This is a genomic window from Arthrobacter sp. CC3, assembly GCF_039907775.1.
Taxonomy (GTDB): domain Bacteria; phylum Actinomycetota; class Actinomycetes; order Actinomycetales; family Micrococcaceae; genus Arthrobacter.
Genome location: NZ_JARCCY010000004.1, coordinates 58780 through 78536, shown reverse-complemented (window position 1 = coordinate 78536; position 19757 = coordinate 58780). Strand labels below are relative to the sequence as shown.

The 19757-nt window shown below is 64.5% G+C and carries 36 protein-coding genes and 1 tRNA gene; 30 read left to right on the top strand and 7 right to left on the bottom strand.

Annotated features, from left to right (window positions below):
* Nucleotides 1–19: 19 nt before the first annotated feature.
* On the top strand, nucleotides 20–925 hold the full coding sequence (locus PV761_RS03550; protein WP_347894440.1) for a PAC2 family protein: 906 nt from the start codon (nucleotides 20–22) through the stop codon (nucleotides 923–925).
* Nucleotides 926–957: 32 nt separating this feature from the next.
* On the opposite strand, the gene mshC is transcribed toward PV761_RS03550, so the two are convergent.
* Both mshC and PV761_RS03540 read right to left on the bottom strand, forming a co-directional pair.
* Complete coding sequence (mshC, locus tag PV761_RS03545; RefSeq protein ID WP_347894438.1) at nucleotides 958–2235, bottom strand: cysteine--1-D-myo-inosityl 2-amino-2-deoxy-alpha-D-glucopyranoside ligase; 1278 nt, start codon at nucleotides 2233–2235, stop codon at nucleotides 958–960.
* Nucleotides 2236–2250: 15 nt separating this feature from the next.
* A complete protein-coding gene (locus PV761_RS03540) occupies nucleotides 2251–3084 on the bottom strand; it encodes an undecaprenyl-diphosphate phosphatase (protein WP_028269222.1) in 834 nt (277 codons plus the stop codon).
* Between the two features lie 52 nt (nucleotides 3085–3136).
* Between PV761_RS03540 and PV761_RS03535 the strand changes: the two genes are divergently transcribed.
* Nucleotides 3137–4072 carry an aldo/keto reductase gene (locus tag PV761_RS03535; RefSeq protein ID WP_347894435.1) on the top strand — a complete coding sequence of 312 codons (936 nt, stop codon included), beginning with the start codon at nucleotides 3137–3139 and terminating at the stop codon, nucleotides 4070–4072.
* Between the two features lie 47 nt (nucleotides 4073–4119).
* Here PV761_RS03535 and PV761_RS03530 read toward each other — a convergent pair whose 3' ends face one another.
* The gene (locus PV761_RS03530; protein WP_028269224.1) at nucleotides 4120–4386 is read right to left on the bottom strand and encodes a hypothetical protein; all 267 of its coding nucleotides are present in this window, start codon (nucleotides 4384–4386) and stop codon (nucleotides 4120–4122) included.
* A 39-nt stretch (nucleotides 4387–4425) separates the two neighbouring features.
* Between PV761_RS03530 and PV761_RS03525 the strand changes: the two genes are divergently transcribed.
* Nucleotides 4426–4659, top strand: a complete 234-nt coding sequence (locus PV761_RS03525; RefSeq protein ID WP_028269225.1) for a DUF5703 family protein — start codon at nucleotides 4426–4428, stop codon at nucleotides 4657–4659.
* Between the two features lie 61 nt (nucleotides 4660–4720).
* On the opposite strand, the gene PV761_RS03520 is transcribed toward PV761_RS03525, so the two are convergent.
* Nucleotides 4721–5884, bottom strand: a complete 1164-nt coding sequence (locus PV761_RS03520) for an acyl-CoA dehydrogenase family protein (RefSeq protein WP_347894432.1) — start codon at nucleotides 5882–5884, stop codon at nucleotides 4721–4723.
* A 46-nt stretch (nucleotides 5885–5930) separates the two neighbouring features.
* Nucleotides 5931–7235 (bottom strand): M20/M25/M40 family metallo-hydrolase, encoded by a 1305-nt coding sequence (locus PV761_RS03515; RefSeq protein WP_347894430.1) that lies wholly within the window; start codon nucleotides 7233–7235, stop codon nucleotides 5931–5933.
* Between the two features lie 165 nt (nucleotides 7236–7400).
* Between PV761_RS03515 and PV761_RS03510 the strand changes: the two genes are divergently transcribed.
* Both PV761_RS03510 and PV761_RS03505 read left to right on the top strand, forming a co-directional pair.
* Nucleotides 7401–7483: transfer RNA gene (locus tag PV761_RS03510), tRNA-Leu, on the top strand.
* Nucleotides 7484–7584: 101 nt separating this feature from the next.
* Nucleotides 7585–8694 (top strand): tyrosine-type recombinase/integrase, encoded by a 1110-nt coding sequence (locus PV761_RS03505; protein ID WP_347894428.1) that lies wholly within the window; start codon nucleotides 7585–7587, stop codon nucleotides 8692–8694.
* Here PV761_RS03505 and PV761_RS03500 read toward each other — a convergent pair.
* Nucleotides 8691–8999, bottom strand: coding sequence for a hypothetical protein (locus tag PV761_RS03500; RefSeq protein ID WP_347894426.1), 309 nt, complete (start codon nucleotides 8997–8999; stop codon nucleotides 8691–8693). The two genes, PV761_RS03505 and PV761_RS03500, sit on opposite strands and share 4 nt — an antisense overlap.
* Before the next feature lie 129 nt (nucleotides 9000–9128).
* Nucleotides 9129–9542, bottom strand: a complete 414-nt coding sequence (locus PV761_RS03495; protein WP_347894424.1) for an ATP-dependent Clp protease proteolytic subunit — start codon at nucleotides 9540–9542, stop codon at nucleotides 9129–9131.
* A 191-nt stretch (nucleotides 9543–9733) separates the two neighbouring features.
* On the opposite strand from PV761_RS03495, the gene PV761_RS03490 reads away from it, so the two are divergent.
* From PV761_RS03490 to PV761_RS03370, 25 genes are all read left to right on the top strand, one after another.
* A complete protein-coding gene (locus tag PV761_RS03490) occupies nucleotides 9734–10024 on the top strand; it encodes a helix-turn-helix transcriptional regulator (protein WP_347894422.1) in 291 nt (96 codons plus the stop codon).
* A complete protein-coding gene (locus PV761_RS03485) occupies nucleotides 10021–10596 on the top strand; it encodes a hypothetical protein (protein WP_347894420.1) in 576 nt (191 codons plus the stop codon). The genes PV761_RS03490 and PV761_RS03485 overlap by 4 nt, the downstream gene beginning before the upstream one ends.
* Nucleotides 10593–10856, top strand: a complete 264-nt coding sequence (locus PV761_RS03480; RefSeq protein WP_347894418.1) for a hypothetical protein — start codon at nucleotides 10593–10595, stop codon at nucleotides 10854–10856. The genes PV761_RS03485 and PV761_RS03480 overlap by 4 nt, the downstream gene beginning before the upstream one ends.
* Nucleotides 10853–11179: a hypothetical protein gene (locus PV761_RS03475; RefSeq protein WP_347894416.1), complete on the top strand. Its 327-nt coding sequence runs from the start codon at nucleotides 10853–10855 to the stop codon at nucleotides 11177–11179. The genes PV761_RS03480 and PV761_RS03475 overlap by 4 nt, the downstream gene beginning before the upstream one ends.
* Entirely contained in the window at nucleotides 11176–11349 is a 174-nt protein-coding gene (locus tag PV761_RS03470; RefSeq protein ID WP_347894414.1) for a hypothetical protein, read from the top strand. The genes PV761_RS03475 and PV761_RS03470 overlap by 4 nt, the downstream gene beginning before the upstream one ends.
* Entirely contained in the window at nucleotides 11346–11819 is a 474-nt protein-coding gene (locus tag PV761_RS03465) for a DUF4326 domain-containing protein (RefSeq protein WP_347894412.1), read from the top strand. Before PV761_RS03470 ends, PV761_RS03465 begins: the two co-directional genes overlap by 4 nt.
* Nucleotides 11816–12079, top strand: a complete 264-nt coding sequence (locus PV761_RS03460) for a helix-turn-helix domain-containing protein (RefSeq protein WP_347894410.1) — start codon at nucleotides 11816–11818, stop codon at nucleotides 12077–12079. Before PV761_RS03465 ends, PV761_RS03460 begins: the two co-directional genes overlap by 4 nt.
* Complete coding sequence (locus PV761_RS03455) at nucleotides 12076–12357, top strand: hypothetical protein (RefSeq protein ID WP_347894408.1); 282 nt, start codon at nucleotides 12076–12078, stop codon at nucleotides 12355–12357. The genes PV761_RS03460 and PV761_RS03455 overlap by 4 nt, the downstream gene beginning before the upstream one ends.
* Nucleotides 12358–12492: 135 nt before the next feature.
* Nucleotides 12493–12867, top strand: a complete 375-nt coding sequence (locus PV761_RS03450) for a hypothetical protein (RefSeq protein ID WP_347894406.1) — start codon at nucleotides 12493–12495, stop codon at nucleotides 12865–12867.
* Entirely contained in the window at nucleotides 12864–12989 is a 126-nt protein-coding gene (locus PV761_RS03445) for a hypothetical protein (protein ID WP_347894404.1), read from the top strand. The genes PV761_RS03450 and PV761_RS03445 overlap by 4 nt, the downstream gene beginning before the upstream one ends.
* A complete protein-coding gene (locus PV761_RS03440; protein WP_347894402.1) occupies nucleotides 12986–13177 on the top strand; it encodes a hypothetical protein in 192 nt (63 codons plus the stop codon). Before PV761_RS03445 ends, PV761_RS03440 begins: the two co-directional genes overlap by 4 nt.
* Nucleotides 13174–13533, top strand: coding sequence for a hypothetical protein (locus tag PV761_RS03435; protein WP_347894400.1), 360 nt, complete (start codon nucleotides 13174–13176; stop codon nucleotides 13531–13533). Before PV761_RS03440 ends, PV761_RS03435 begins: the two co-directional genes overlap by 4 nt.
* Complete coding sequence (locus tag PV761_RS03430) at nucleotides 13530–13703, top strand: hypothetical protein (RefSeq protein ID WP_347894398.1); 174 nt, start codon at nucleotides 13530–13532, stop codon at nucleotides 13701–13703. Before PV761_RS03435 ends, PV761_RS03430 begins: the two co-directional genes overlap by 4 nt.
* Nucleotides 13700–14818 (top strand): hypothetical protein, encoded by a 1119-nt coding sequence (locus tag PV761_RS03425; protein ID WP_347894396.1) that lies wholly within the window; start codon nucleotides 13700–13702, stop codon nucleotides 14816–14818. Before PV761_RS03430 ends, PV761_RS03425 begins: the two co-directional genes overlap by 4 nt.
* Entirely contained in the window at nucleotides 14815–15441 is a 627-nt protein-coding gene (locus PV761_RS03420; RefSeq protein ID WP_347894394.1) for a hypothetical protein, read from the top strand. The genes PV761_RS03425 and PV761_RS03420 overlap by 4 nt, the downstream gene beginning before the upstream one ends.
* A 2-nt stretch (nucleotides 15442–15443) precedes the next feature.
* Nucleotides 15444–15641, top strand: a complete 198-nt coding sequence (locus PV761_RS03415; protein ID WP_347894392.1) for a hypothetical protein — start codon at nucleotides 15444–15446, stop codon at nucleotides 15639–15641.
* Nucleotides 15638–16000, top strand: a complete 363-nt coding sequence (locus tag PV761_RS03410) for a hypothetical protein (RefSeq protein WP_347894390.1) — start codon at nucleotides 15638–15640, stop codon at nucleotides 15998–16000. The genes PV761_RS03415 and PV761_RS03410 overlap by 4 nt, the downstream gene beginning before the upstream one ends.
* Nucleotides 15997–16191 (top strand): hypothetical protein, encoded by a 195-nt coding sequence (locus PV761_RS03405; protein ID WP_347894388.1) that lies wholly within the window; start codon nucleotides 15997–15999, stop codon nucleotides 16189–16191. Before PV761_RS03410 ends, PV761_RS03405 begins: the two co-directional genes overlap by 4 nt.
* A complete protein-coding gene (locus PV761_RS03400) occupies nucleotides 16175–16549 on the top strand; it encodes a hypothetical protein (RefSeq protein WP_347894386.1) in 375 nt (124 codons plus the stop codon). Before PV761_RS03405 ends, PV761_RS03400 begins: the two co-directional genes overlap by 17 nt.
* A 5-nt stretch (nucleotides 16550–16554) precedes the next feature.
* Nucleotides 16555–17067: a single-stranded DNA-binding protein gene (locus tag PV761_RS03395; RefSeq protein ID WP_347894384.1), complete on the top strand. Its 513-nt coding sequence runs from the start codon at nucleotides 16555–16557 to the stop codon at nucleotides 17065–17067.
* A 258-nt stretch (nucleotides 17068–17325) separates the two neighbouring features.
* The gene (locus PV761_RS03390) at nucleotides 17326–17547 is read left to right on the top strand and encodes a hypothetical protein (protein WP_347894382.1); all 222 of its coding nucleotides are present in this window, start codon (nucleotides 17326–17328) and stop codon (nucleotides 17545–17547) included.
* A complete protein-coding gene (locus tag PV761_RS03385; RefSeq protein WP_347894380.1) occupies nucleotides 17544–18788 on the top strand; it encodes a DNA cytosine methyltransferase in 1245 nt (414 codons plus the stop codon). Before PV761_RS03390 ends, PV761_RS03385 begins: the two co-directional genes overlap by 4 nt.
* Complete coding sequence (locus PV761_RS03380) at nucleotides 18785–19144, top strand: hypothetical protein (protein ID WP_347894378.1); 360 nt, start codon at nucleotides 18785–18787, stop codon at nucleotides 19142–19144. The genes PV761_RS03385 and PV761_RS03380 overlap by 4 nt, the downstream gene beginning before the upstream one ends.
* Nucleotides 19144–19503 (top strand): hypothetical protein, encoded by a 360-nt coding sequence (locus PV761_RS03375; RefSeq protein WP_347894376.1) that lies wholly within the window; start codon nucleotides 19144–19146, stop codon nucleotides 19501–19503. Before PV761_RS03380 ends, PV761_RS03375 begins: the two co-directional genes overlap by 1 nt.
* Entirely contained in the window at nucleotides 19503–19751 is a 249-nt protein-coding gene (locus tag PV761_RS03370) for a hypothetical protein (RefSeq protein ID WP_347894374.1), read from the top strand. The genes PV761_RS03375 and PV761_RS03370 overlap by 1 nt, the downstream gene beginning before the upstream one ends.
* Nucleotides 19752–19757: the final 6 nt, after the last annotated feature.

Sequence of the window (19757 nt, the reverse complement as noted above, 5' to 3'; positions counted from 1 at the left end):
TTGGACGTAGGGTGAAGAAATGAATAGCTTCGACGGAGACACCAGCGAACCGGGTGCCACGCCCGAGCCGGAACGGCTGCTGCAGCCCGTGCCAGAAGGCCAGCGCATCACTGTAATGCTCGCCGCCTTCGAGGGGTGGAACGATGCCGGTGAAGCCGCGAGCGACGCCCTGCGCTACCTGAACAAACTGTGGGGCGGCAAGAAGGTGGCCTCGATAGACGCCGACGAATATTACGATTTCCAGTTCACAAGGCCCACCATCCGCCGAACCTCATCCGGGGAACGCAAAATCAAATGGCCGTCCACGCGGATCTACAAGGCCAGTGCCCCGGACGCGAACGTCGATGTGATTTTTGTCCAGGGCACCGAGCCGTCCTACAAGTGGCGGGCCTACACGGCTGAGCTGCTGGTGCATGCGGAGGCGCTGCACGTGGACTACGTCATCCTGGTGGGCGCCCTGCTCGCCGACGTGCCCCACAGCCGTCCGATCCCGGTGAGCACGTCCACGGACGACAGCGCCCTGCGGGAGCGGATGAACCTGGAGGCGTCCCAGTACGAGGGCCCGGTGGGCATTGTCGGCGTGCTCTCGGAAGTGGCACTGCTGGCCGGGCTGCCCACCGTGTCCCTCTGGGCTGCAGTGCCGCACTACGTCGCCCAGGCGCCCTCGCCCAAGGCGCAGCTCGCCCTCCTTCACCGGATTGAGGAGTTGCTCCAGGTGCCGCTCGACACGCACGAACTTGCGGAAGAGTCGGACGCCTGGGAGCGCGGGGTGGATGAGCTCGCCACCGAGGACCCGGAGATTGCCGCTTACGTGCGGCAACTCGAAGAGGCCAAGGACACCGCGGACCTTCCCGAAGCAAGCGGGGAGTCGATCGCCCGCGAATTCGAGCGGTACCTCAAGCGACGCGGCAAGGACAAGCAGTAGGGCCCGGCGGGGTCTGAAATCAGACGCGGGGTCTAGAGTTCGACGCCGAGCAGTGCGTTGACGGCGTCACTCACCAGCGCCTGGTCCATCGGCGAGCCGGCAAGCGGCTGCTTCCGCGCGTCGGCGGCCCAGCGGTCCACGGCCGAGAGCGCGCCGGGGGCATTGAGGTCGTCCGCGAGCTGGGCCCGCATTTCGGCGATAAGGGCGGCGGCTGATCCTTCCGGGGCCGTGGCCAGCGCGCTGCGCCACTCCTCCAGCCTGGCCTTCGCTTCGGCGAAGCCGGCGTCGGTCCAGGACCAGTCAGTGCGGTAATGGTGGGCCAGGATTGCGAGGCGGATCGCGGCGGGCTCCTCCCCGGCAGCCCGGAGCTTGGACACGAGCACCAGGTTTCCCTTGGACTTGCTCATCTTTTCGCCGTCGAGTCCCACCATCCCGGCGTGGGCGAAGTGCTGCGCCAGGGGAACCCCGGCCAGTGAATAGGCGTGGCCCGCGCCCATTTCGTGATGCGGGAAGATCAGGTCTGAGCCGCCGCCCTGGACGGTGAACGGCGCAGGCAGGTATTTCTGTGCGATGACCGTGCATTCAATGTGCCAGCCGGGCCGGCCCTCCCCCAGTTCGCCGCCGGGCCAGCTGGGTTCGCCGTCGCGGGCCACGCGCCAAAGCAGCGGGTCCAGGGCCTGCCGCTTGCCTCCGCGGCCGGGGTCCCCGCCGCGTTCGGCGAAGAGTTCAAGCATCTCGGTTTCGGAGAGTCCCGACACCGATCCCAGTGTCCAGGCACCGGCCTCTGCTGACTGCTTGCCGGCGGCCTCGACGTCGTAATAGACGTCGCCCTCCGGCTCGCCGGCGGTGCCGGCGACGCGGTAGGCCAGGCCAAGGTGCAGGAGGCGTTCGATAGCAGGAACGATTTCCGGGATGGACTCGACTGCCCCGACGTAGTGGTCCGGCGCCAGGACGTTGAGGGCCGCCATGTCGGTCTGGAAGAGATCGATCTGGCTCGCGGCCAGGTCGCGCCAGTCCACGCCCGTGGCGGTTGCCCGCTCGAGCAGGGGGTCGTCGACGTCGGTCACGTTCTGGACATAGGCGACGCGCTGGCCGCCGTCCCGCCACGCACGGTTCAGCAGGTCGAAGGTGACATAGCTGGCCGCGTGCCCCATGTGGGTGGCGTCATACGGGGTGATTCCGCAGACATAAAGTGATTGCTCACCGGTCGCCGCAAGGGTGCTGTATGCCCCCTCGGCGGTGTCGAAAATCCGAACAGCGGGCATTCGGCCCGGGAGCTGAGGGACAGGGCGGGAGATCCAGGATTTCACAGACCAAGCCTAGTGCTAGGCGCTGATGACATTGAAACCGAGCAGCAAGTACAACGCCAGGCCCAGGAAAATGCGGTACCAGACGAAGAGCCGGTAGCTGCGGGTGGAGACAAACTTCAGGAACCAGCCGATGATGACGTAGCCGACCACGAGGGCGATCACGGTGGCCAAAGCCGTTTCCGGCAAGCCGTAGGGCCCCGTGATCCCTTCCTTGGAGACGACCTTGTACAGCTGGTAGAGGCCGCTGCCGAACACTGCCGGAATGGCCAGGAGGAACGAATACCGGGCCGCTGCTTCTCGGGTGTATCCCATCAGCAGGCCGGCCGTAATGGTTCCGCCGGACCGCGACACGCCGGGGATGAGCGCCATGGCCTGCGCGAACCCGTAGAGGATGCCGTGCTTGTACGTCAGGTTCGTCAGGTCGCGTTCCTGGCGGCCTACAGCATCCGCCACGGCGAGGATCAGGCCGAAAACGATGAGCATGGTGGCCACGATCCAGAGGCTGCGGAGAACGGACTCAATCTGGTCCTGGAAGATCAGGCCGAGGACGATGATGGGAAGGCTGCCCAGGATCACCAGCCAGCCCATGCGGGCATCCGGGTCGTTCGACGGTACGCGCCGCGTCAGGGAGCCGAACCAGGCCTTGACGATCCGGACGATGTCCCGCCAGAAGTAGATGATCACGGCGGTCTCGGTTCCGAGTTGCGTGATGGCCGTAAACGCCGCTCCCGGGTCCGCCGCATTGGGAAGGAAAGAACCGACGATGCGCAGGTGGGCGCTTGAGGAAATCGGGAGGAATTCGGTCAGCCCTTGGACAAGACCCAGCAGGGCCGCTTCAAACCAGTTCACGTTTATAGACCCTACGTCATGGAGCAGGGTGAATCCCCGTAAGCTAACTGCTATGCAGCAGCGTTATGTCGGCAACAGTGGGTTGCGCGTGTCCTCACTCTCCCTTGGAACCATGTCGTGGGCACGGGAGACGGATGAGCAGGACGCCTCCGAGCTGCTGCGTTCGTTCGTTGACGCCGGCGGAACCCTGATCGACACTGCAGCGTCCTACGCAGACGGCCAGGCGGAGGCCCTCCTGGGGTCCATGCTGGGCGACGTCGTCTCCCGTTCGGAAGTCGTGATTTCCACCAAGGCGGGAATTTCGACGTCGGACGGCCGGCGGAGCGTCGACACCTCCCGTAACGGGATGTTGTCCGGGCTCGATGCCAGCCTCGCCCGGCTCGGCACCGATTATGTCGACATCTGGTTTGCGCAGGCATGGGATGCCAACGTCCCCTTGGAGGAGACGTTGTCGGCCCTGGAATTTGCCGTGCGCACGGGTCGCGCCCGGTATGCCGGTGTGTCGAACTTCACAGGCTGGCAGACGGCCAAGGCTGCCGCGTTGGCCGGCTTCCCGCTGGTGGCCAGCCAGTCGGAGTACTCGTTGCTGCAACGGAAGCCTGAATCCGAGCTGATTCCGGCCATCGAGGACGCAGGCCTGGGCTTGTTTGCCTGGGCACCCCTGGGCCGCGGAGTGCTGAGCGGCAAGTACCGCGGACATATTCCGGCGGATTCGCGGGCTTCACAGAAGCGGCTGGCCAGCTACGTGGAGCCGTATCTGGGTCAGCCTGCGTCCAGGATTGTTGAGGCCGTGGCGATGGCCGCGCGGGGACTCGGCCGGTCACCGGTCGATGTTGCCCTGAGCTGGCTGCTGTCGCAGCACGGCGTGGCCACCGCAATCGTGGGTGCCAGGTCCCCCGTGCAACTCAAGGAGATCCTGGACGCACAACTGACCCACGTTCCTGCGGAAATCGCCCGGGCGCTGGAAGACGTTTCCGCGCCGGAGTAGGCAGTCCGGCCTGTGAGCATTGAGTCCGGCCTTAGCCGGGCTACTGGTCAGTCCTGGACGATTTCCAGGTCCTCGTCGTCCTCGGCATCCTGCTCATCGTCGTCGTCATCCACATCGTCGATAACCTCCAGCGGAGTCACTTCGCCATAGGCCTCGTAGAGTGAATCGTCATAGACTTCGAAGGCATCAGCAACGGCAAAGAACGCCGCTTCGACCGTTGGGTCTCCCTCGCCCCGCCGTGCGGAGGCTGCGATCAGGTGTTCTTCAAGGGCTGTGGTCAGGGACTGAAGCGCGACACGCGGATCGATGCTCATGACTTCACGTTAGTCGGAAATGGACGAAAATGGAGAGCAATGAAAGAACATTTTCTGAGCAGTTCAGTCCAGCGGGAGCGGGACTACGCGAGGCAGTACGAGTACCTCGTACTGACGGTCAGTCCTGAGGATTCGCTGCCGGAAGCCCGGCGGCGCCTGGTTGAACACTCCGAATACGGCAAGTGGGAACTGGAGCGCAGCGTCCTCTATCTGGGTGGCGGGCGGCGCTTCTGGCTCCGCCGGAAAGTCATCCAGGTCCAGCGGACGGTATAGCGTCCAGCCCCGATTAGCAGGTGCCGGTCATCGGTGCCCGCGCTTTAGAGTGCGGGCGGTGCTACGGGGTCTCCAATGGCCCCAGCCAGGCATTGGCCACGGTGTTGTGCGCCGACTCGTCGTCCGAAGGGTGGAAAATCCCGGCCAGTACGTCGCGGTAGAGCCGTTCGAGCTCACTCCCCCGGAAGTAGCTGGAGCCTCCCGAGACCCGGATTGCCAGGTCCACCACCGTGCGCGCAGTTTCCGTGGCCTGGACCTTGAGGCCAACGAGCCGGGGAAACCACTGGCCGCCGTGATCGGCCAGGCCATCAACATCGCGGGAGAGTTCGGCCAGCTGCGGATAGAGGGCGTCCATCGCCATGGCGGCCTCCGCCACCTTCCACCGGATGTCTGGATCCTGCGCGTAGCTCCGCCCGTCATTCTTGAAGGACGTCCGGCGTTTGACGGCGTCGACGCCCAGCTCCAGTGCACGCTCTCCCAGGCCGATGTAGACCGCGGCCAGCAGTGTCTCGAAACAGGCGAAGATCGCGAATATCAAGGGGTCCGCGTTCGGTCCCACGGGAAGTTTCCGGAAGATCCTGTCCGCGGGCACCACCGCTCCGTCCAGCACCGTGGTGTTCGACTGGCTGGCCCTCATGCCCAGGGTGTCCCAGTCGCTAAGGATTTCGTAGCCGGCGGTGTCCCTGGCGATGAATCCGTGGACCAGTTCGCCTTCGCCTGCCCGGGCCGAAATGTCCTTGCCGAAGATCCCGAGCCTGGTCCACGCAGGAGAGAGGCTGGTAAAGATCTTCCGCCCGGTGAAGCTGTAGCTGCCGTCGGCATGCGGGGTGGCCGCCGTCCGTGAATCGAACAGCACCGAATCGTTGCCGGCCTCCGAATTTCCGAACGCGAAGATCTCCCCCTGCGCGGCCTCGTGGAGGACAAAGTCCAGCGACGAATCGCCGCGGGCTGCCAGCACATGGGCGACGCCGGTCCACACCAGGTGCATGTTGACCGCCAGCGCGGTGGCGGGGGCCGCCGTCGCCAGCCTCCGCTGCAGCTGAGCTGCATCTGCCAGCCCAAGGCCCAGACCGCCGTCGGACGCTGGAACAAACATCTTGAGGTATCCCGCTGCGGCGAGTTCCTCCAGATCCTCGGTGAAGAAGGCGTTCTCCCGGTCGTAGCGTGCGGCACGCGCCCGGATGCGTTCCAGCAGGGGCTCAGTGAGGGTCTGGTCCGGTGTCATGGCGTGGCTTACGTCACCTTTCTGTGGCTTTGGGAACAGAGCGGGTTCAGTAGGTGGTCAACAACCTGTCCAGCACCCGGGCGCCGAATTTGAGTGAGTCTGCGGGGACCCGTTCGTCCACGCCGTGGAACATGCCGGTGAAATCGAGCTCGTCCGGGAGCTGGAGCGGGGCAAAGCCGTACCCGGTGATACCCAGCCTGCTCAGGGACTTGTTGTCCGTACCACCGGACAGCGTGTAGGGAAGGACCTTGGCGCCGGGGTCCTCGGCGTGCAGGGCGTCGATCATGGAGTCCACCAGGTTTCCGGCAAAGGGCACCTCGAGCGAAACGTCGTTGTGGACGTAAGAAACCTCGACGCCCTTGCCGGCCAGTTCCCTGACGATCTCCAGCACCTGCTGTTCCTGGCCCGGCAGTGTCCGGCAATCCACCAGTGCCTCGGCCGACTCGGGAATGACGTTGTGCTTGTACCCGCCCTTGAGGAGCGTCGGGTTGGTGGTGTTCTGCAGCGTGGCGCCCACGAAGCGCGCCACGGTTCCGAGCTCCTTGAGGAGCTTGTCCGGATCGTCCGGATCGAATTCCACGCCCGTGAGTTCCGTCACGCCGTCAAGGAACTGCCGGGTGGTGGGCGTCAACTCCACGGGCCACTTGTACTCGCCGATACGTGACACTGCGCTGGCGAGGCGTGTCACCGCATTGTCGGTGTTGATCTGCGAACCGTGGCCCGCGCGGCCGTGGGCCACCAGTCGCAGCCAGGAGAGACCCTTTTCCGCGGTTTGCAGGAGGTACGTCCGTTGGCCGCCAATGGTGGCGGAGAAGCCGCCGACTTCAGAGATCGCCTCGGTGGCGCCGTCGAAAAGTTCGGGGCGCTTATCGACGGCGTAGCGGGCGCCGTAGGTTCCGCCGGCCTCCTCGTCGGCGAAGAATGCGAAGATCAGGTCGCGCTTGGGTTTGCGCCCGGTCCGGGCGAAATTCCGCATGACGGAGAGGATCATGGCGTCCATGTCCTTCATGTCCACGGCTCCGCGGCCCCAGATCAGGCCGTCCTTGAGTTCCGCGCCGAAGGGATCCACTGACCACTGTTCCCGGAGTGCCGGTACAACGTCCAGGTGCCCGTGAACAACCAGGGCGCTGGCCGAGGGGTCCTCGCCCGTAATCCGGGTGACAACATTCGCGCGGCCGGGTGCCGATTCGAAGATCTCCGCGTCCAGCCCTACTTCGGTGATGAGTCCGGCGGTGTATTCCGCGGCCGCGCGCTCCCCCGGTCCTGTTCCGTCGCCGTAGTTCGAAGTGTCGATCCGGATCAGTTCCTGGCAGATCCTGACGACTTCATCCTCGGGGCGTACTTCAGTCATGTTTCACTCCTCGTGGGGGCGGCCTGATTGCTGGTTTCAGCCTACCCACAAGCCCCCTCCAACCCTCGATTATTTGTTTCCCGAAAAGTCGTGCTAGAGTCTTTCTCGCTGCTTCGGAGAAATCCAAAACGCTGAAAGGCGGAAACGATCTCCGAATTACCACCTGCGCGGGTGGCGGAATGGCAGACGCGCTAGCTTGAGGTGCTAGTCCTCGAAAGGGGGTGGGGGTTCAAGTCCCCCTCCGCGCACAGTTAGACCCCCGGAAACTCAAGGGTTTCCGGGGGTCTTTTCTTTGCCTGTTGACACAGGCCCGGGTTTCGTTGACACGGGCGCGGGTAGAATTGTGGGCATGGCCAGCCCCCGAGACATCCGCCGCACGGACGGTTCCACCGCGTTCAAGATCCTCTGGCGCAAACCCGACGGCACCCAGACCTCGAAGACCTTCGATGATCCGAACGTGCGGGACCTTGTCCTGGAGCTGATGAACGCGAACGGCGACAACTATGCACTGGTGGATCAGGCGGTGGCGGCGGCGCAGCGGAAGTCCCCCACCGTGGAGGCCATCATGACGGCGCACCTTGACGGCATGTCCGGGGTGGAGCCCGGCACGGTCCACAGGTACCGGCAGCTGTCCCGGAACCATATCGTCCCCGGCCTCGGGAACTACCCGGTGGACGCGGTGACCCGGCAGAACGTCACGGACTGGTTCAACGGGCTCGGCGGCGGGACCCTGGCGGCGAAGACGCGGAAGAACATCCACGCGCTGCTCTCGGCCGCGTTCGAGACAGCCATCCGGGCCGGGCACCTGAGTGAGAACGTGGCCAAGGGTGTGCGGGATTCGAAGGCGGCGCAGGCGATCAAGACCCGCGAGAATGTCTTCCTGTCCCGGGCCGAGTTCGAACACCTCTGCGGCGCCATGGATTCCCGGTACGTGTTGTTCCTGCGGGTGCTGGCCGGGACGGGGCTGCGGTTCAGTGAGGCGACGGCGCTGCGGAAGCGGGACGTGAAGCTCACCGCCGACCGGTACACGGCCGCCGTCACCCGGGCATGGAAGAAAACGGATCAGGGCTACGTGATCGGCGGGCCCAAAACGGTGAAGGGCCGCCGGTCCGTGGCGCTCCCGACAGCCCTGACGCCGGCGCTCACCGGCCACCTGTCAGGGCTCAAGGCCAACGACCTGATCTTCACCCTGCCCGACGGCGGGCGCCTAGCGAACAACAGGTTCCACGAAAACTACTGGGACGACCCCGTCGATGGTCTGGCGGCCGCGGCTCTGCTGCACGACACACCAACCATCCACGACCTCCGCCACACCCACGCCTCCTGGCTGCTGAATGCCGGCGTCCCGATCACGGTGGTGTCCCGCCGGCTCGGCCACGAATCGATCAAGACGACAGTGGACACGTACGGGCACCTGCTCAACGATGCCGACAGTTCAGCGGCGGACGCGATCGGTTAGGACGGTTCCCCGCCGACGAGGGCGAGCATCCGCAACCAGTCCTCCACCGGCAGGGACCGGACGTAGGCGTCCACGACCGGGCGGGTGACGTGCAGCAGCGCGGCGATGGTGTCCAGTGAGGGATCGATCCTTGCTGCGGCGAGGAAGGTCCGCGGGGTGATGAGGAGGTGCGCGGCCCGGCGGTCGGCGCTCTCACACCGTGTCGGGCAGTCGGTCCTGTAGAAGGTGTGGGCCTGCGCGTGGGCGCGGGCTGTGCGGTGTTCCGCGGTGGTAAGAGGTCCCCCCAGGGGCCGGGTGTCAAGCATCGTCTGGCCTATCTCCATAACGCCACCGAATGTGGCATGTTGGATGAGAGTAACCCATTCCCTCGGATTCCTATATTGTCGGACCTCCGTGCATATGCATGGAAGGCGCGGGTTTAGCTCAAGATCCGGCTAAGACTCGCCATTAAGTCGGATTTTATAGTTACGGAATCGATATGAGATCTCGGCGAGGAGCTCCTCGTCGGTCAATTGAGACGCCCTGCTGACCTGTGTTGCTTTTGCTTCGAGGTCCTCCCAGGTGTCTTCGGTGGCGCCGCGTTCCATCTCCGCGATCGTGAGGGACACGGCGGGGATCTCGGAACGGTGCTGCCATACGTCGTGGATGGCGCCCTTCCGCCAACCGAGAGCCTGCTCTATACGGCGCTGCGTGTGCGGGTGGAGTTCCCGTTCGCCTTTCTCGGCGGTAACGATGGTCTTGATGTCCACGCCGGTGGCAAGAGCGAACTGCCGGCGGGAGGGGTAGCGGTCCGAGCGTGCCTCAACTATCAGGCGTGCCACCGCGGCGAGTGTTTCTTTGTCGTTCATTCCTGCATCATCCAAGAAATAAATAGGAATCACCACTAGGGGATGTTTGGGGATGTGCCCCAATCTTTGGGTATCAGGCGCCGTAATTCCATCGATGTCATTGTGCGCTGACCTGCGGAAACACCCAATCTATGGGACATTCCCCAATAGTCCCATTGCACATTCCTACACATTCCCATACAGTGGAACACATGACTACACCGACTACTCCAACCACCAAACCCGGCCGCCGGCGCCGCCACAACGACACCGACTGGCACCGCACAGGGGAAACCCTCCGACAGATCCGCATCGACCGCGACATCACCCAGGCGCAGCTCGCCACGGCCATCGGGTTCCGGCATCAGGGCGCGATCGCACAGATCGAGCTGGGCCTCAAGCCGCTCACGGACGGGAAGCTGTTGCGGGCTGCCCGGTACTTGGATGTGCAGCCCCTCGCGATCCGCCGCCCCGAACCCGGAGCCACCGAGGACGACGCATGAGCGCCGTCGACATGGATCGCCTGCCCGAATACGTCCGGTCACACCAGCTCGCCAGCCTGCGCAGCACCACAACCGAAGGCGACTATGAGGGTGGAGCCATCCACACGGACGACCCCGAGGCCGCCGATGTCATCACGAGCATCACGGGTGAATCCACGCCGGACAAGCGCCCCGTCAGGGAAAGCCCCGTCTCGTTGAAGGAACTCCTCGAGGACCTTGAACTCCTGCCGGAGGAAATGCATCGGCCAGTGCTGGACATCGACTTCGCCGCAACCCTGATCCCTTCGACAACCGATGGTCACTTCCATCTCTACCTTGACAAGCCGATGCCGTGGAGGGACTTTGAGAAGCTCCTGACGGTCATGGGTGAGGTTGGAATCCTTGAGCAGGGCTATGTGGATGCAAGCATCGCACGCCACTACTCATCCGTTCGCCTGCCATGGGTGAAGAAGCCAGATCCTGAACCGCTACCCGAGATCTCTTCGGTGCGGGACCTCTTGGGAATCGACCCGGACTGGACCGGCGGTCTCTCTTCTGTGGACTTTGTTCGTCAGCAGCGTGATCGGTCATGAAGGCCATGGTCCTCGAGGATCTCGAGTGGGATGTCGACGCACGGAACGCTTTGGAACGGGTGGCCATGCGCGGCCAGAAGTTCCAGGCGTACGACCTGACGGAGTTGGAGGGGTTGCGGAACCCGCCACACGCGAACATGTGGGGTCCGTTGTTCCGGCAGGCTGCGACTGATGGTGTGATCCGCCGGGTGGGGTTCGCTGAGTCCCGCCGCCCTGGCCGCAAGCACGGGCTGTGCCGGGTCTGGCAGGTGGCGGCATGAGCGCTGACTGGTGGACAGAGGAACGGCGCGGCCAGACGATCGGGTACGGCATCCGATGGGGCAACAAGTGGGCGCACATAACCCACATCACCGACTCGGGGCCCGGGGCGAACAATGTCAGCCCACTCTGCGGTGGCATCCAAGGCGTATGCCACATCAACAGCGGCCTCGACCTCGACAACCAGGAAGAGTGCGAGGACTGGAAGCACCAAGGCATCCGCTTCCCGCTCAACTGTGCCGTCGATGTCGCGATAACCAAGCCCACAAGGTTGGCGTCTGTCTGCCCGAAGTGCCGAACCAGCTATGAACGGAGGACGCAATGATCCGGATCTATCAGTGCAAGGACGACTGCTGCATTGTGCGCGTCCCGTCCAAACGTTTTTGGTGCGCGGAGTTCCGTGGCGAGGTTGTGGCGACGGAGTCCTCCCGGCTGGAGGCTCTCAAGTCTGCGGCCGATCACGTCATGGCCCTGCCGCAGGAGGTGACCGCGTGAGCCCGGTACGGGTGCAGCGGAAGCGGACCAAGGGCTGGCGGATGCCGGAGGGCGCGGTCTACGTCGGCCGCGGCAGCCGATGGGGAAACCCGTATCGGATAGGGGACGCGCAACTCCGGTTCCCGCGGGTCGACGGGACCGAGTCCTGGCAGTTCGAGGGCCGATTGCACAAAAGATCAGGGGAGAAGCACGCCTTCCACCACGGCGGCGACTACACACTGAACAGCCACGGAGACAGGGTCTACAAGATCACATGGCACGACGTGAGGGACGCTACCCGGGAAGAGTGCGTGGCACTGTTCCGCGAGGAAGTCACTGGCGAGCTGGACATGCTCGAGTACCGGCACAAGTCCCGGGCGAATGAGATCCGCGCCGAGCTGGCCGGCAAGGATCTGGCGTGCTGGTGCCCGCTGGATAAGCCGTGCCACGCGGACGTGCTCCTGGAGATCGCCAACGAGGTGACGTGGTGACGGCGCTGCGGACGGCGGAGGAGGCGGCCGCGCAGCTGGGCCACATCAGTCCGGCCACGATCCGGCGCCTCGCCAAACAGGGCCACATCGAATACGTGAAGGGTCCGCGGGGGAAGGTCCTCCTCACCGAGGAGCAGGTCCGGGGCGTTGTGGAGCACATGACGCAGGGCCGCCGCACCATCGGGGAACCCGTTCCCCTATCAGGTGGGATAGATTCCCTCACCACCGCCCGCTCCCGGTCCCGGGCAGGCCACCGGTGAACGAGTTGGAGATCGCGGTACGGCAGGCGATCAACGACTCCGAAGGGGCGGCTGGCTCCCCCGATGACCTCCTCGACGTCCAAGCCCGGGCGGCTGTGGAGGCGATGGTGAGGATGGGTTGGATCCAAGCGCACGGCTGGGAGTACGCGGTCAAGCGCGGCGACGTGACGGTCGCGGCAGGGTTCAACACGCTGGAGCAGGCCCAGGCATACGCGCCCGGACTCGCCGGGGCTGAGATTGTCCGCCGGCCGGTCGGGGTCTGGGAACCGGCCGAATAAGTATTTCCCAACTTTCCCCCATCCGATATAGGAATGTATGGGAATGTGAGGTACTGTTGTTCCATAAGCGAAAGAGGTCCGGGAGCGCGAACTCCCGGACCTCACGCCACCACCTACACCGACTAAGGAAAAGCAATGACTACCTCGAAGTCTAACGCGGAGTACCTCTTCAACAAAGACACCGCAGCCCACATCATCTACGCCGAAGTCCGCCACTTCGTCGCCGAAGAACCCCTCCACGGCCGGACCGAGGAAGAGGTCCGCACCCTCACCCGGGCCATCGCCTACCGCATCGACCAGGACCTCCACTGGGCCGACGTCGACGAACTGATCGAAATGATCAAGCACCTGCAGGCGATCGCCGCCGGCACCGATGACGAGGTCCGCCTCAACAACGAACGGACCATCGACAACCGGGCTTACCTCATCGGCAGGTACTTCCCCTACCTGCGGTCCACGATCGACGGCCTCGTCCGGCACATCAAGCCCCGTTACGAGCTGGCCGCGTGACCGCCCGGCAGTACCGGGTCCGCACGGCGGTCCGCTTCACCGCACTGACGGTGACCATGCTCGCCGGCTACGTCCTGCTCCACCTGATGGCTGCGGCCCCGTTCCTGGTGGCCGGACTATGACCGCCACCCTCGCCCCCTGCTACTGCGGCCAGTTCTACAGCTGCGAGGACTGCGGCGGCGACGTCTGCAACTGCACCTGTGAGCGCGACGGCGCACCCCAAACCCAGGCCGAAGTCACCGCCGGCTACGTGAACCCATCCCAAGCCCGCATGGACGCGTGGCAGACCCGACAGGACCTCCGCAAATGACACGACCCACCAGCCCCGCAGACCTCGAGGACTACCAGACCCGGGGCCACCGAGTCGCCACCATCCCGTCCGACTACATCACCCGCTACCCGTCCCTCGGCCAGCACCTCCTGGCCGCCCTTGCTGAGGCCGGACGCCTCGGACTTGCCATCGAGGACGGCGAGATCGTTATCCCGCTCACGGAGACGGAACTGGACAACAAGCTCCAGTCTGCGCAGCGTTCGTGGGACGCGGGCAAGGAACTTCACGACAAGTACCTCGCGGACGGCGAATGGCCCAAGTACAGCTACGTGTGGGGCTCGTATCTGACGGCCGAAGGCATCGCAACCCCGGAGAAGCCGGAGCACGTGTCATGAGTTGGGAACCCCAGGACGACAGGCCGGACGGCGAGTGGATCGTCTACGGCGAAACCGGTGAAGTCATCGGCACTTACGGCCTTGACGAGTACCGAGCTAAGGAGGCTGCCCGCGCTTGCGGCGGCCGGGACCTTGGCATTACAGCAACCTTTGTGGAGATGACCCGATGACCACCACGTTCCGCGAACCCACCGGCAAACCCACCTGGCCGATCCTCCTCATCGCTGGAGGCGAGAAGGCCGGCAAGTCCTACGCCTCCGCCAAGGCATCCGCCTCCGACCTGATCGGGCAGACCTACTGGATCGGCGTCGGCGAGGACGACCCCGACGAATACGGAGCCATCCCCGGCGCCCGTTTCCGCATCGCCAAGCACAACGGCACGCACCAGTCCATCCTCGCGGCACTGAGGGACGCATCCCAGCAGCCCCGCGTCGATGGGAAACCGAACCTCCTGATCGTCGACTCCGGAACCCGCGTCTGGGAAATGCTCTCCGACGAAGCGCAGGAACGGGCGAACATGCGGGCCAAGAAAGCCGCTGAGAAGTGGAACAAGCCGTTCGATCCGGACACGGAATCGACCATCGGCCCGGACCTCTGGAACCGTGCCACCGGCCGCTGGCAGGACGTCATGGAGATCCTCCGAAACCACGACGGCCCGTCCATCATCACGGCCCGCTTGGACATCGTGACGATCATGGACGCGAAGGGCCAGCCGACCAAGGACAAGACGTCCAAGGTCAAAGCCCAGAAGTCGCTGCCGTTCGACGTCGGCGGGATCGTCGAGATGCCCGAACGCGGCAAGGCCTACATCAGCGGGATCCGTTCGTTGAAGCTGGACCTTCCTGTCGGGGAGAAGCAGCAGGTCAAGGACTTCACCGTGGACTGGCTGTGGCGCAAGCTCGGCTTGGACGTTGAGGGTGCGACGTCACCCCGGCAGCACTCCGGCGCCGACGGCCAGGCATCGGCCGCGGTCCCGGACGCACCACAGCAGACCACGGCACCGGCTGGCAGCGGCCGGCAGCAGACGGCACCCGCCAACGAGGACGCCGGAGCCTCCGCCCTGCACGCCCGTCAGGCAGCAGCCCGCGCCTCCGCCCCCGTCTGGGGTCCGGAGCAGGCTGAACAGCTCGAGGTCAGCCTCTACGAAGCGAAGGGGAACATCGACATCCTCCGCTCCCTCTGGAAGTCATGCCAAGGCAAGGGCGCCCCACAGTCAGTCCTTGACCGGATCGCCAACATCAACAAACCGCAGACCGAAACCGACACGAAGGAGCAGGCAGCATGAGCGCCCAGACCGAAGAGCAGACCGACGAGATCGTCCAGGTAGACATCAAGGCCGAGAACCTGCGGTTCGCGTTCAAGAAGGCTGTCATGGACTCGTTGACGGCGGAGATCAAGAAGGACCGTGAGGAGCACCTCAAGCCGTTGGTGGAGGAGTGGCGCCGGTCGGGGAACAAGTCGTTCTCGGTGACGCTCCCGGACGGGACGAAGATCGGATCCGTGACCCTGACCGAGGGCACGGACGCGACGGTCATCGCCGACGACACCGCGTACTTCATGTGGATGAAAGCGAACCACCCGGAGGAGATCGAAACGATCACCGAACCTGAACAGGTGGTGGTCATCCCGGCCAAGACGTATGAGCAGGTGAAGCCGGCGGCCCTGAACCGGCTGCTGGAGCTGGAGGAGTTCGGCCAGGCCGGGGACGACATCATCACGAAGGACGGGGAGAAGGTCCCGGGTGTGGAGTATCTCAAGGCGCCGGAGCCGTCCCAGTTCAGTGTGACCTACGTCGGGGCGAAGGCCGCGGACAAGGACAAGACCAAGGCGAAGCTGTTCGCCGCCTACCGCGCCGGCCAGCTCGGCCACCTGAACCTCGGCCCCGCACTCCCCCAGATCGAGGCATGAGCATGACGGAGCGGACGTTCAACCCCAAGGTCCACACGTTCCCGGACACCAAGACGATCATGATCGATCTGGGCGAGGACAACTACCTGAGCATGTCCAGCGAAGTCGCGAAGAGGTTCGCCGGCCGCATGCTCACGGCTGCCAACGAGGCAGAGGGTAACGCCCCGGTGCACATGTTCGTGATCAAGGTGGACTCGTGAACACCCCGACGACGAACGAGGTCGTCATGCAGCTGGCCCAGCTCGGCCGGGACCTCGACCACAAGCAGCGGGAGATCCGTGATCTGGACGAGGCCGCGGTCCGGGCACGGGCCCGCTATGAGGTCACGATGTCTCGGAACTTCCTCAAGGCTGAGGGTGCGATGGATGTCCGGAAGCATACCGCCATTGTGGAGTCTGCGGAGTTGAAGCTGGACGCGGAGATCGCGGACCAGGTTCTCCGGGCGGCGCGTGAGTCGATCAAGGTCCTGCGGGACCGGCTCGAAATCGGCCGCTCACTGAACTCGGCTATCCGGTCCGAGTGGACCGCACAAAGCGCGGCACAAGGACTGGCGGCATGAAGGCTACAGCAGCGATCATCACGTGCGACGACGAAAGCGGTTGCACGGAATGGGAGATCGACTACTACGAGATGACCGCGACGAATTGGCGGGAGTTGATGGGTGAGTGGAAGTACAACCCCCATGATTCGGCCGCAGACATCTACTGCCCATATCACGCTAAGGAGGCGGCAAGTGAACGGATTCAGTAAGGCGCAGAAGATCGCGATCAGCGCCCGGGACCTCGGCTGCATCATCCATGGTGCGGGCGGGGACTGCGTCGGGGACCTCCTCCACCACCACCGCAAAGGCCGGGGCCATGGCGGGGTGAAGTCCCGCAACCGGGTAGCGAACGGGCTCCTCGTCTGCTCCCGGTGGAACACCCTCGTGGAAGCTATGCCGGACCTCGCCACCCAGGCACGCAAAAACGGCTGGAAACTCCGCACAGACCACGAGATCGACACCCTCCCGGTATGGATCCCGAAACTCGGCCGCTTCGTCTACCTCGACGACAACGGCCACTATCTCGACATGTCACACACCATCATCACTAGTCAGGAAGCAGCGTAAACAACATGGCAGGCGAAACCACGATTACCGTCATCGGAAATCTCACGAATGACCCGGAGCTCCGCTTCACCCCGAGTGGATCAGCGGTGGCGAACTTCACCATCGCATCCACCCCCAGGACCTTTGACCGGCAGTCCAATGAGTGGAAGGACGGGGAAACCCTGTTCCTCCGCGCCAGCGTGTGGAAGGAAGCGGCGGAGAACGTCGCCGAGTCCCTCACCAAGGGGATGCGCGTCATCGTCTCCGGCCGGCTCAAGTCCCGCTCCTACGAGACCAAGGAAGGGGAGAAGCGGACCGTCATTGAGTTGGAGGTCGACGAGATCGGCCCCTCCCTCCGGTACGCGAATGCCAAGGTGAACCGCACCCAGCGCTCCGGCGGTAATGGTGGCGGCGGGTTCGGCGGCAACACCCAGGCATCCGGCAACGAGTGGGGCGGCAATACTGCGGCGGCCACGGCTGGTGTCTCGGATGCCGGCGGAGGGTGGGGTAACGGTCCCGACTCCGAGCCTCCCTTCTAGCCACATCCCCCACTAGGGGCCCGTCAGGCATCACGCCTGGCGGGCCCTTTTATGTGCCCGGGAAACGCCGGCGGACTACTCGAGTACCTGTGTTCCAAAGTGGTGGATGTTAAGAGTGTTGGCGGGCGTGTCGTAAGTAATTGGATGAGGGAAAGTGAGGGAATTGGAGTACACTGTACTCATCCGTTAACAAACAAAAAACCCGCCCGGTGTCCTACCACCTGACGGGTCAACCATTGAGTAAGGAATGGTTCTGCCTTGAACAATAAACCAGTTTCCGCCATGCCCGCAATAGCGGCACCGCAAGATTCGCTCAGCATTCTCCGTGATGTCTCTGACATCTACGAGAGGATCGCCGATGTTCGCAAGAGCGCGGCCCGTGTCGCCCACGACGGCGGCCACACGTACCAGCAGCTCGGCGAAGCACTCGGCATGACCCGCTCCGGCGCCTACAACCTTGTGAACCGTGATGCAGCATGATCACCGTCTCTGATTTCTTCTGCGGCGCCGGCGGATCCAGCACCGGCATCATGCAGGTTCCCGGCCTCCACGTGAAGCTCGCCCTGAACCACTGGGAACGCGCCATCGAAACGCACGGCTACAACCACCCGGACACCGACCACGCCTGCGCTGACATCGCGCACATCCGCCCGGAGTACACCCCCAGGACTAACCTGCTGTGGGCCTCCCCCGAGTGCACCAACTTCACGGTGGCCAAGGGTGTGAAGCGGGAGCAGTGGGACGGGCAGGACTCCCTGTTCACCGACGGCCTGCCCGATGAGGCCGCGCAACGCTCCCGGGCCACCATGTACGACGTGCCCCGGTTCGCCGAAGTCCACCAGTACGAAGCGATCATGACCGAGAACGTCGTCGAAGTGACGGCGTGGAAGCCGTTCCGCGGCTGGCTGCAGTCCATGGGAGACCTCGGCTATGAGCACAAGATCATCAGCCTGAACTCCATGCACGCCCAGGCATTCGGGCCCGGCGCCCCGCAGTCCAGGGACCGCGTGTACATCGTGTTCTGGCTCAAGGGCAACAAGGCCCCGGACTTTGACCGGCTCCGCCCGATGGCCGAGTGCGAGAAACACGGCATGGTCCGCTGCATCCAGACCTTCAAGGACCCATCGAAGATCGTCGGGAAGTACCGCCAGCAGTACGTCTACCGCTGCCCGAACAGCACCTGCCGCAACGCCATCCTCGAACCGGTCGTGAAGCCGGCCTCGGACGCGATCGACTGGAGCATCAAGGGCGCCCGCATCGGGGACCGTAAGAAGCCCCTGGCCGCCGCGACGATGCGGCAGATCGTCGAAGGCCTGAACCGGTACCCGAACGCGGCCAGCATCCTCACCCAGTTCTACGGATCCCCGTCACCGAAACCCACCACGGACCCGTACAGCACCTTCACCACAAGGGACCGTCACGGCCTCGTCGTGACTCTGCGTTCCAACGCAGTGGCCACCCCGGCGAGCGAGAAGCCGTTCACCACCATCACCGCCGGCGGCAACCACCACGGACTGATGACCTACACCGAGCAGGACGTCGCCGACGTCGCGTTCCGGATGATCCAGCCGCACGAACAGATGTGGGGGATGGACTTCCCCAAGGACTACACGATCCTCGGCACCATGAAGGAACGCACCATGCAGGCCGGAAACGCGGTCACTCCCCCGGCCGCCCGAGACCTCGCCAGCATCGTCTCAGAATCGTTGGTGGCAGCATGAGCGGCCTCGTGGATCTCCGCACGGTCCGGTTTGAAATCCGCAAGCTCCAATATGAGCTGGCCGAGTTGAACCAGAAGATCAAACTCGCCCCGGCCCGGAGGGATATGAAGAGCATCCGTGCTGACAAGCTGACACTACTCAAGACGATGAGCGATCGGCAGGCGGAACTAATCGCCGGCCTAGAGTCAAGCCCGTTCTCACGTGCCGACCTCGCGGACGTTATTGACAACCTGGCGGACATTGAATCGCAGATGGTTCATGGCGGGGTGGAGCAGGGCCATGGAGCGATCCGGGCTTACATACGGTGGCTGCTGGCTGATGCTGAGCGGCTGAACGCTCAGGAGGTGGCAGCGTAATGGCGTACCAGTACCGCGGCACGGGCCGCGACGTCGAGGAGCCCACTCCGATCCGCTCCGGCAAGCTGACCGGCTTTGACCCGTCGGCGTGCGGGACCTACGCCGGTTACCGGCGGCACCGGAAGCACAACATCCCGGCCTGTCAGGACTGCAAGGACGCCCAGGCGGCTTACTCCCGAGCCCGCTACACCCCCGCACCGAAGCCGGTGTTCCGCGATGACGCGTGCGGGACCTGGGCAGGGTGGCAGCGGCACATCAAGTACGACGTCGAACCCTGCGAACCCTGCAGGGCGGCGACGCGGGAGTATCAGCGGATCTGGCGTGCCACCCGCAAGCAGCAGCGTGCGAGGGCAGCCTAATGCCGGGCTACGTCTACCGCGGAACGGACCACTATGTCGGCGGCGCACTCCCCGTAACGGGCCTGCCGCCGCTCAACCCTGCCCTCTGCGGCACGAACGCCGGATACCACCAGCACCACCGGCGCCGGGAAGAGAAGTGCGAGCCCTGCAAGCAGGCGCACCGCGACTACGACACCGCGTACCGGGTCCGGCGGAAAGCGGCCGGCCTCACCCGCAAGACCGCGAGCAGGAAAGCGGAGGCCGCCTGATGGCTT

What these genes read in the sequence shown, in the direction of transcription:
- PV761_RS03550 (WP_347894440.1), top strand. Translation starts at nt 20, where the DNA reads ATGAATAGCTTCGACGGAGACACCAGCGAACCGGGTGCCACGCCCGAG.
- PV761_RS03535 (WP_347894435.1), top strand. Translation starts at nt 3,137, where the DNA reads ATGCAGCAGCGTTATGTCGGCAACAGTGGGTTGCGCGTGTCCTCACTC.
- PV761_RS03530 (WP_028269224.1), bottom strand. Translation starts at nt 4,386, where the DNA reads ATGAGCATCGATCCGCGTGTCGCGCTTCAGTCCCTGACCACAGCCCTT.
- PV761_RS03525 (WP_028269225.1), top strand. Translation starts at nt 4,426, where the DNA reads ATGAAAGAACATTTTCTGAGCAGTTCAGTCCAGCGGGAGCGGGACTAC.
- PV761_RS03520 (WP_347894432.1), bottom strand. Translation starts at nt 5,884, where the DNA reads ATGACACCGGACCAGACCCTCACTGAGCCCCTGCTGGAACGCATCCGG.
- PV761_RS03515 (WP_347894430.1), bottom strand. Translation starts at nt 7,235, where the DNA reads ATGACTGAAGTACGCCCCGAGGATGAAGTCGTCAGGATCTGCCAGGAA.
- PV761_RS03505 (WP_347894428.1), top strand. Translation starts at nt 7,585, where the DNA reads ATGGCCAGCCCCCGAGACATCCGCCGCACGGACGGTTCCACCGCGTTC.
- PV761_RS03500 (WP_347894426.1), bottom strand. Translation starts at nt 8,999, where the DNA reads ATGCTTGACACCCGGCCCCTGGGGGGACCTCTTACCACCGCGGAACAC.
- PV761_RS03495 (WP_347894424.1), bottom strand. Translation starts at nt 9,542, where the DNA reads ATGAACGACAAAGAAACACTCGCCGCGGTGGCACGCCTGATAGTTGAG.
- PV761_RS03490 (WP_347894422.1), top strand. Translation starts at nt 9,734, where the DNA reads ATGACTACACCGACTACTCCAACCACCAAACCCGGCCGCCGGCGCCGC.
- PV761_RS03485 (WP_347894420.1), top strand. Translation starts at nt 10,021, where the DNA reads ATGAGCGCCGTCGACATGGATCGCCTGCCCGAATACGTCCGGTCACAC.
- PV761_RS03480 (WP_347894418.1), top strand. Translation starts at nt 10,593, where the DNA reads ATGAAGGCCATGGTCCTCGAGGATCTCGAGTGGGATGTCGACGCACGG.
- PV761_RS03475 (WP_347894416.1), top strand. Translation starts at nt 10,853, where the DNA reads ATGAGCGCTGACTGGTGGACAGAGGAACGGCGCGGCCAGACGATCGGG.
- PV761_RS03470 (WP_347894414.1), top strand. Translation starts at nt 11,176, where the DNA reads ATGATCCGGATCTATCAGTGCAAGGACGACTGCTGCATTGTGCGCGTC.
- PV761_RS03450 (WP_347894406.1), top strand. Translation starts at nt 12,493, where the DNA reads ATGACTACCTCGAAGTCTAACGCGGAGTACCTCTTCAACAAAGACACC.
- PV761_RS03440 (WP_347894402.1), top strand. Translation starts at nt 12,986, where the DNA reads ATGACCGCCACCCTCGCCCCCTGCTACTGCGGCCAGTTCTACAGCTGC.
- PV761_RS03435 (WP_347894400.1), top strand. Translation starts at nt 13,174, where the DNA reads ATGACACGACCCACCAGCCCCGCAGACCTCGAGGACTACCAGACCCGG.
- PV761_RS03430 (WP_347894398.1), top strand. Translation starts at nt 13,530, where the DNA reads ATGAGTTGGGAACCCCAGGACGACAGGCCGGACGGCGAGTGGATCGTC.
- PV761_RS03425 (WP_347894396.1), top strand. Translation starts at nt 13,700, where the DNA reads ATGACCACCACGTTCCGCGAACCCACCGGCAAACCCACCTGGCCGATC.
- PV761_RS03420 (WP_347894394.1), top strand. Translation starts at nt 14,815, where the DNA reads ATGAGCGCCCAGACCGAAGAGCAGACCGACGAGATCGTCCAGGTAGAC.
- PV761_RS03415 (WP_347894392.1), top strand. Translation starts at nt 15,444, where the DNA reads ATGACGGAGCGGACGTTCAACCCCAAGGTCCACACGTTCCCGGACACC.
- PV761_RS03405 (WP_347894388.1), top strand. Translation starts at nt 15,997, where the DNA reads ATGAAGGCTACAGCAGCGATCATCACGTGCGACGACGAAAGCGGTTGC.
- PV761_RS03395 (WP_347894384.1), top strand. Translation starts at nt 16,555, where the DNA reads ATGGCAGGCGAAACCACGATTACCGTCATCGGAAATCTCACGAATGAC.
- PV761_RS03385 (WP_347894380.1), top strand. Translation starts at nt 17,544, where the DNA reads ATGATCACCGTCTCTGATTTCTTCTGCGGCGCCGGCGGATCCAGCACC.
- PV761_RS03380 (WP_347894378.1), top strand. Translation starts at nt 18,785, where the DNA reads ATGAGCGGCCTCGTGGATCTCCGCACGGTCCGGTTTGAAATCCGCAAG.
- PV761_RS03375 (WP_347894376.1), top strand. Translation starts at nt 19,144, where the DNA reads ATGGCGTACCAGTACCGCGGCACGGGCCGCGACGTCGAGGAGCCCACT.
- PV761_RS03370 (WP_347894374.1), top strand. Translation starts at nt 19,503, where the DNA reads ATGCCGGGCTACGTCTACCGCGGAACGGACCACTATGTCGGCGGCGCA.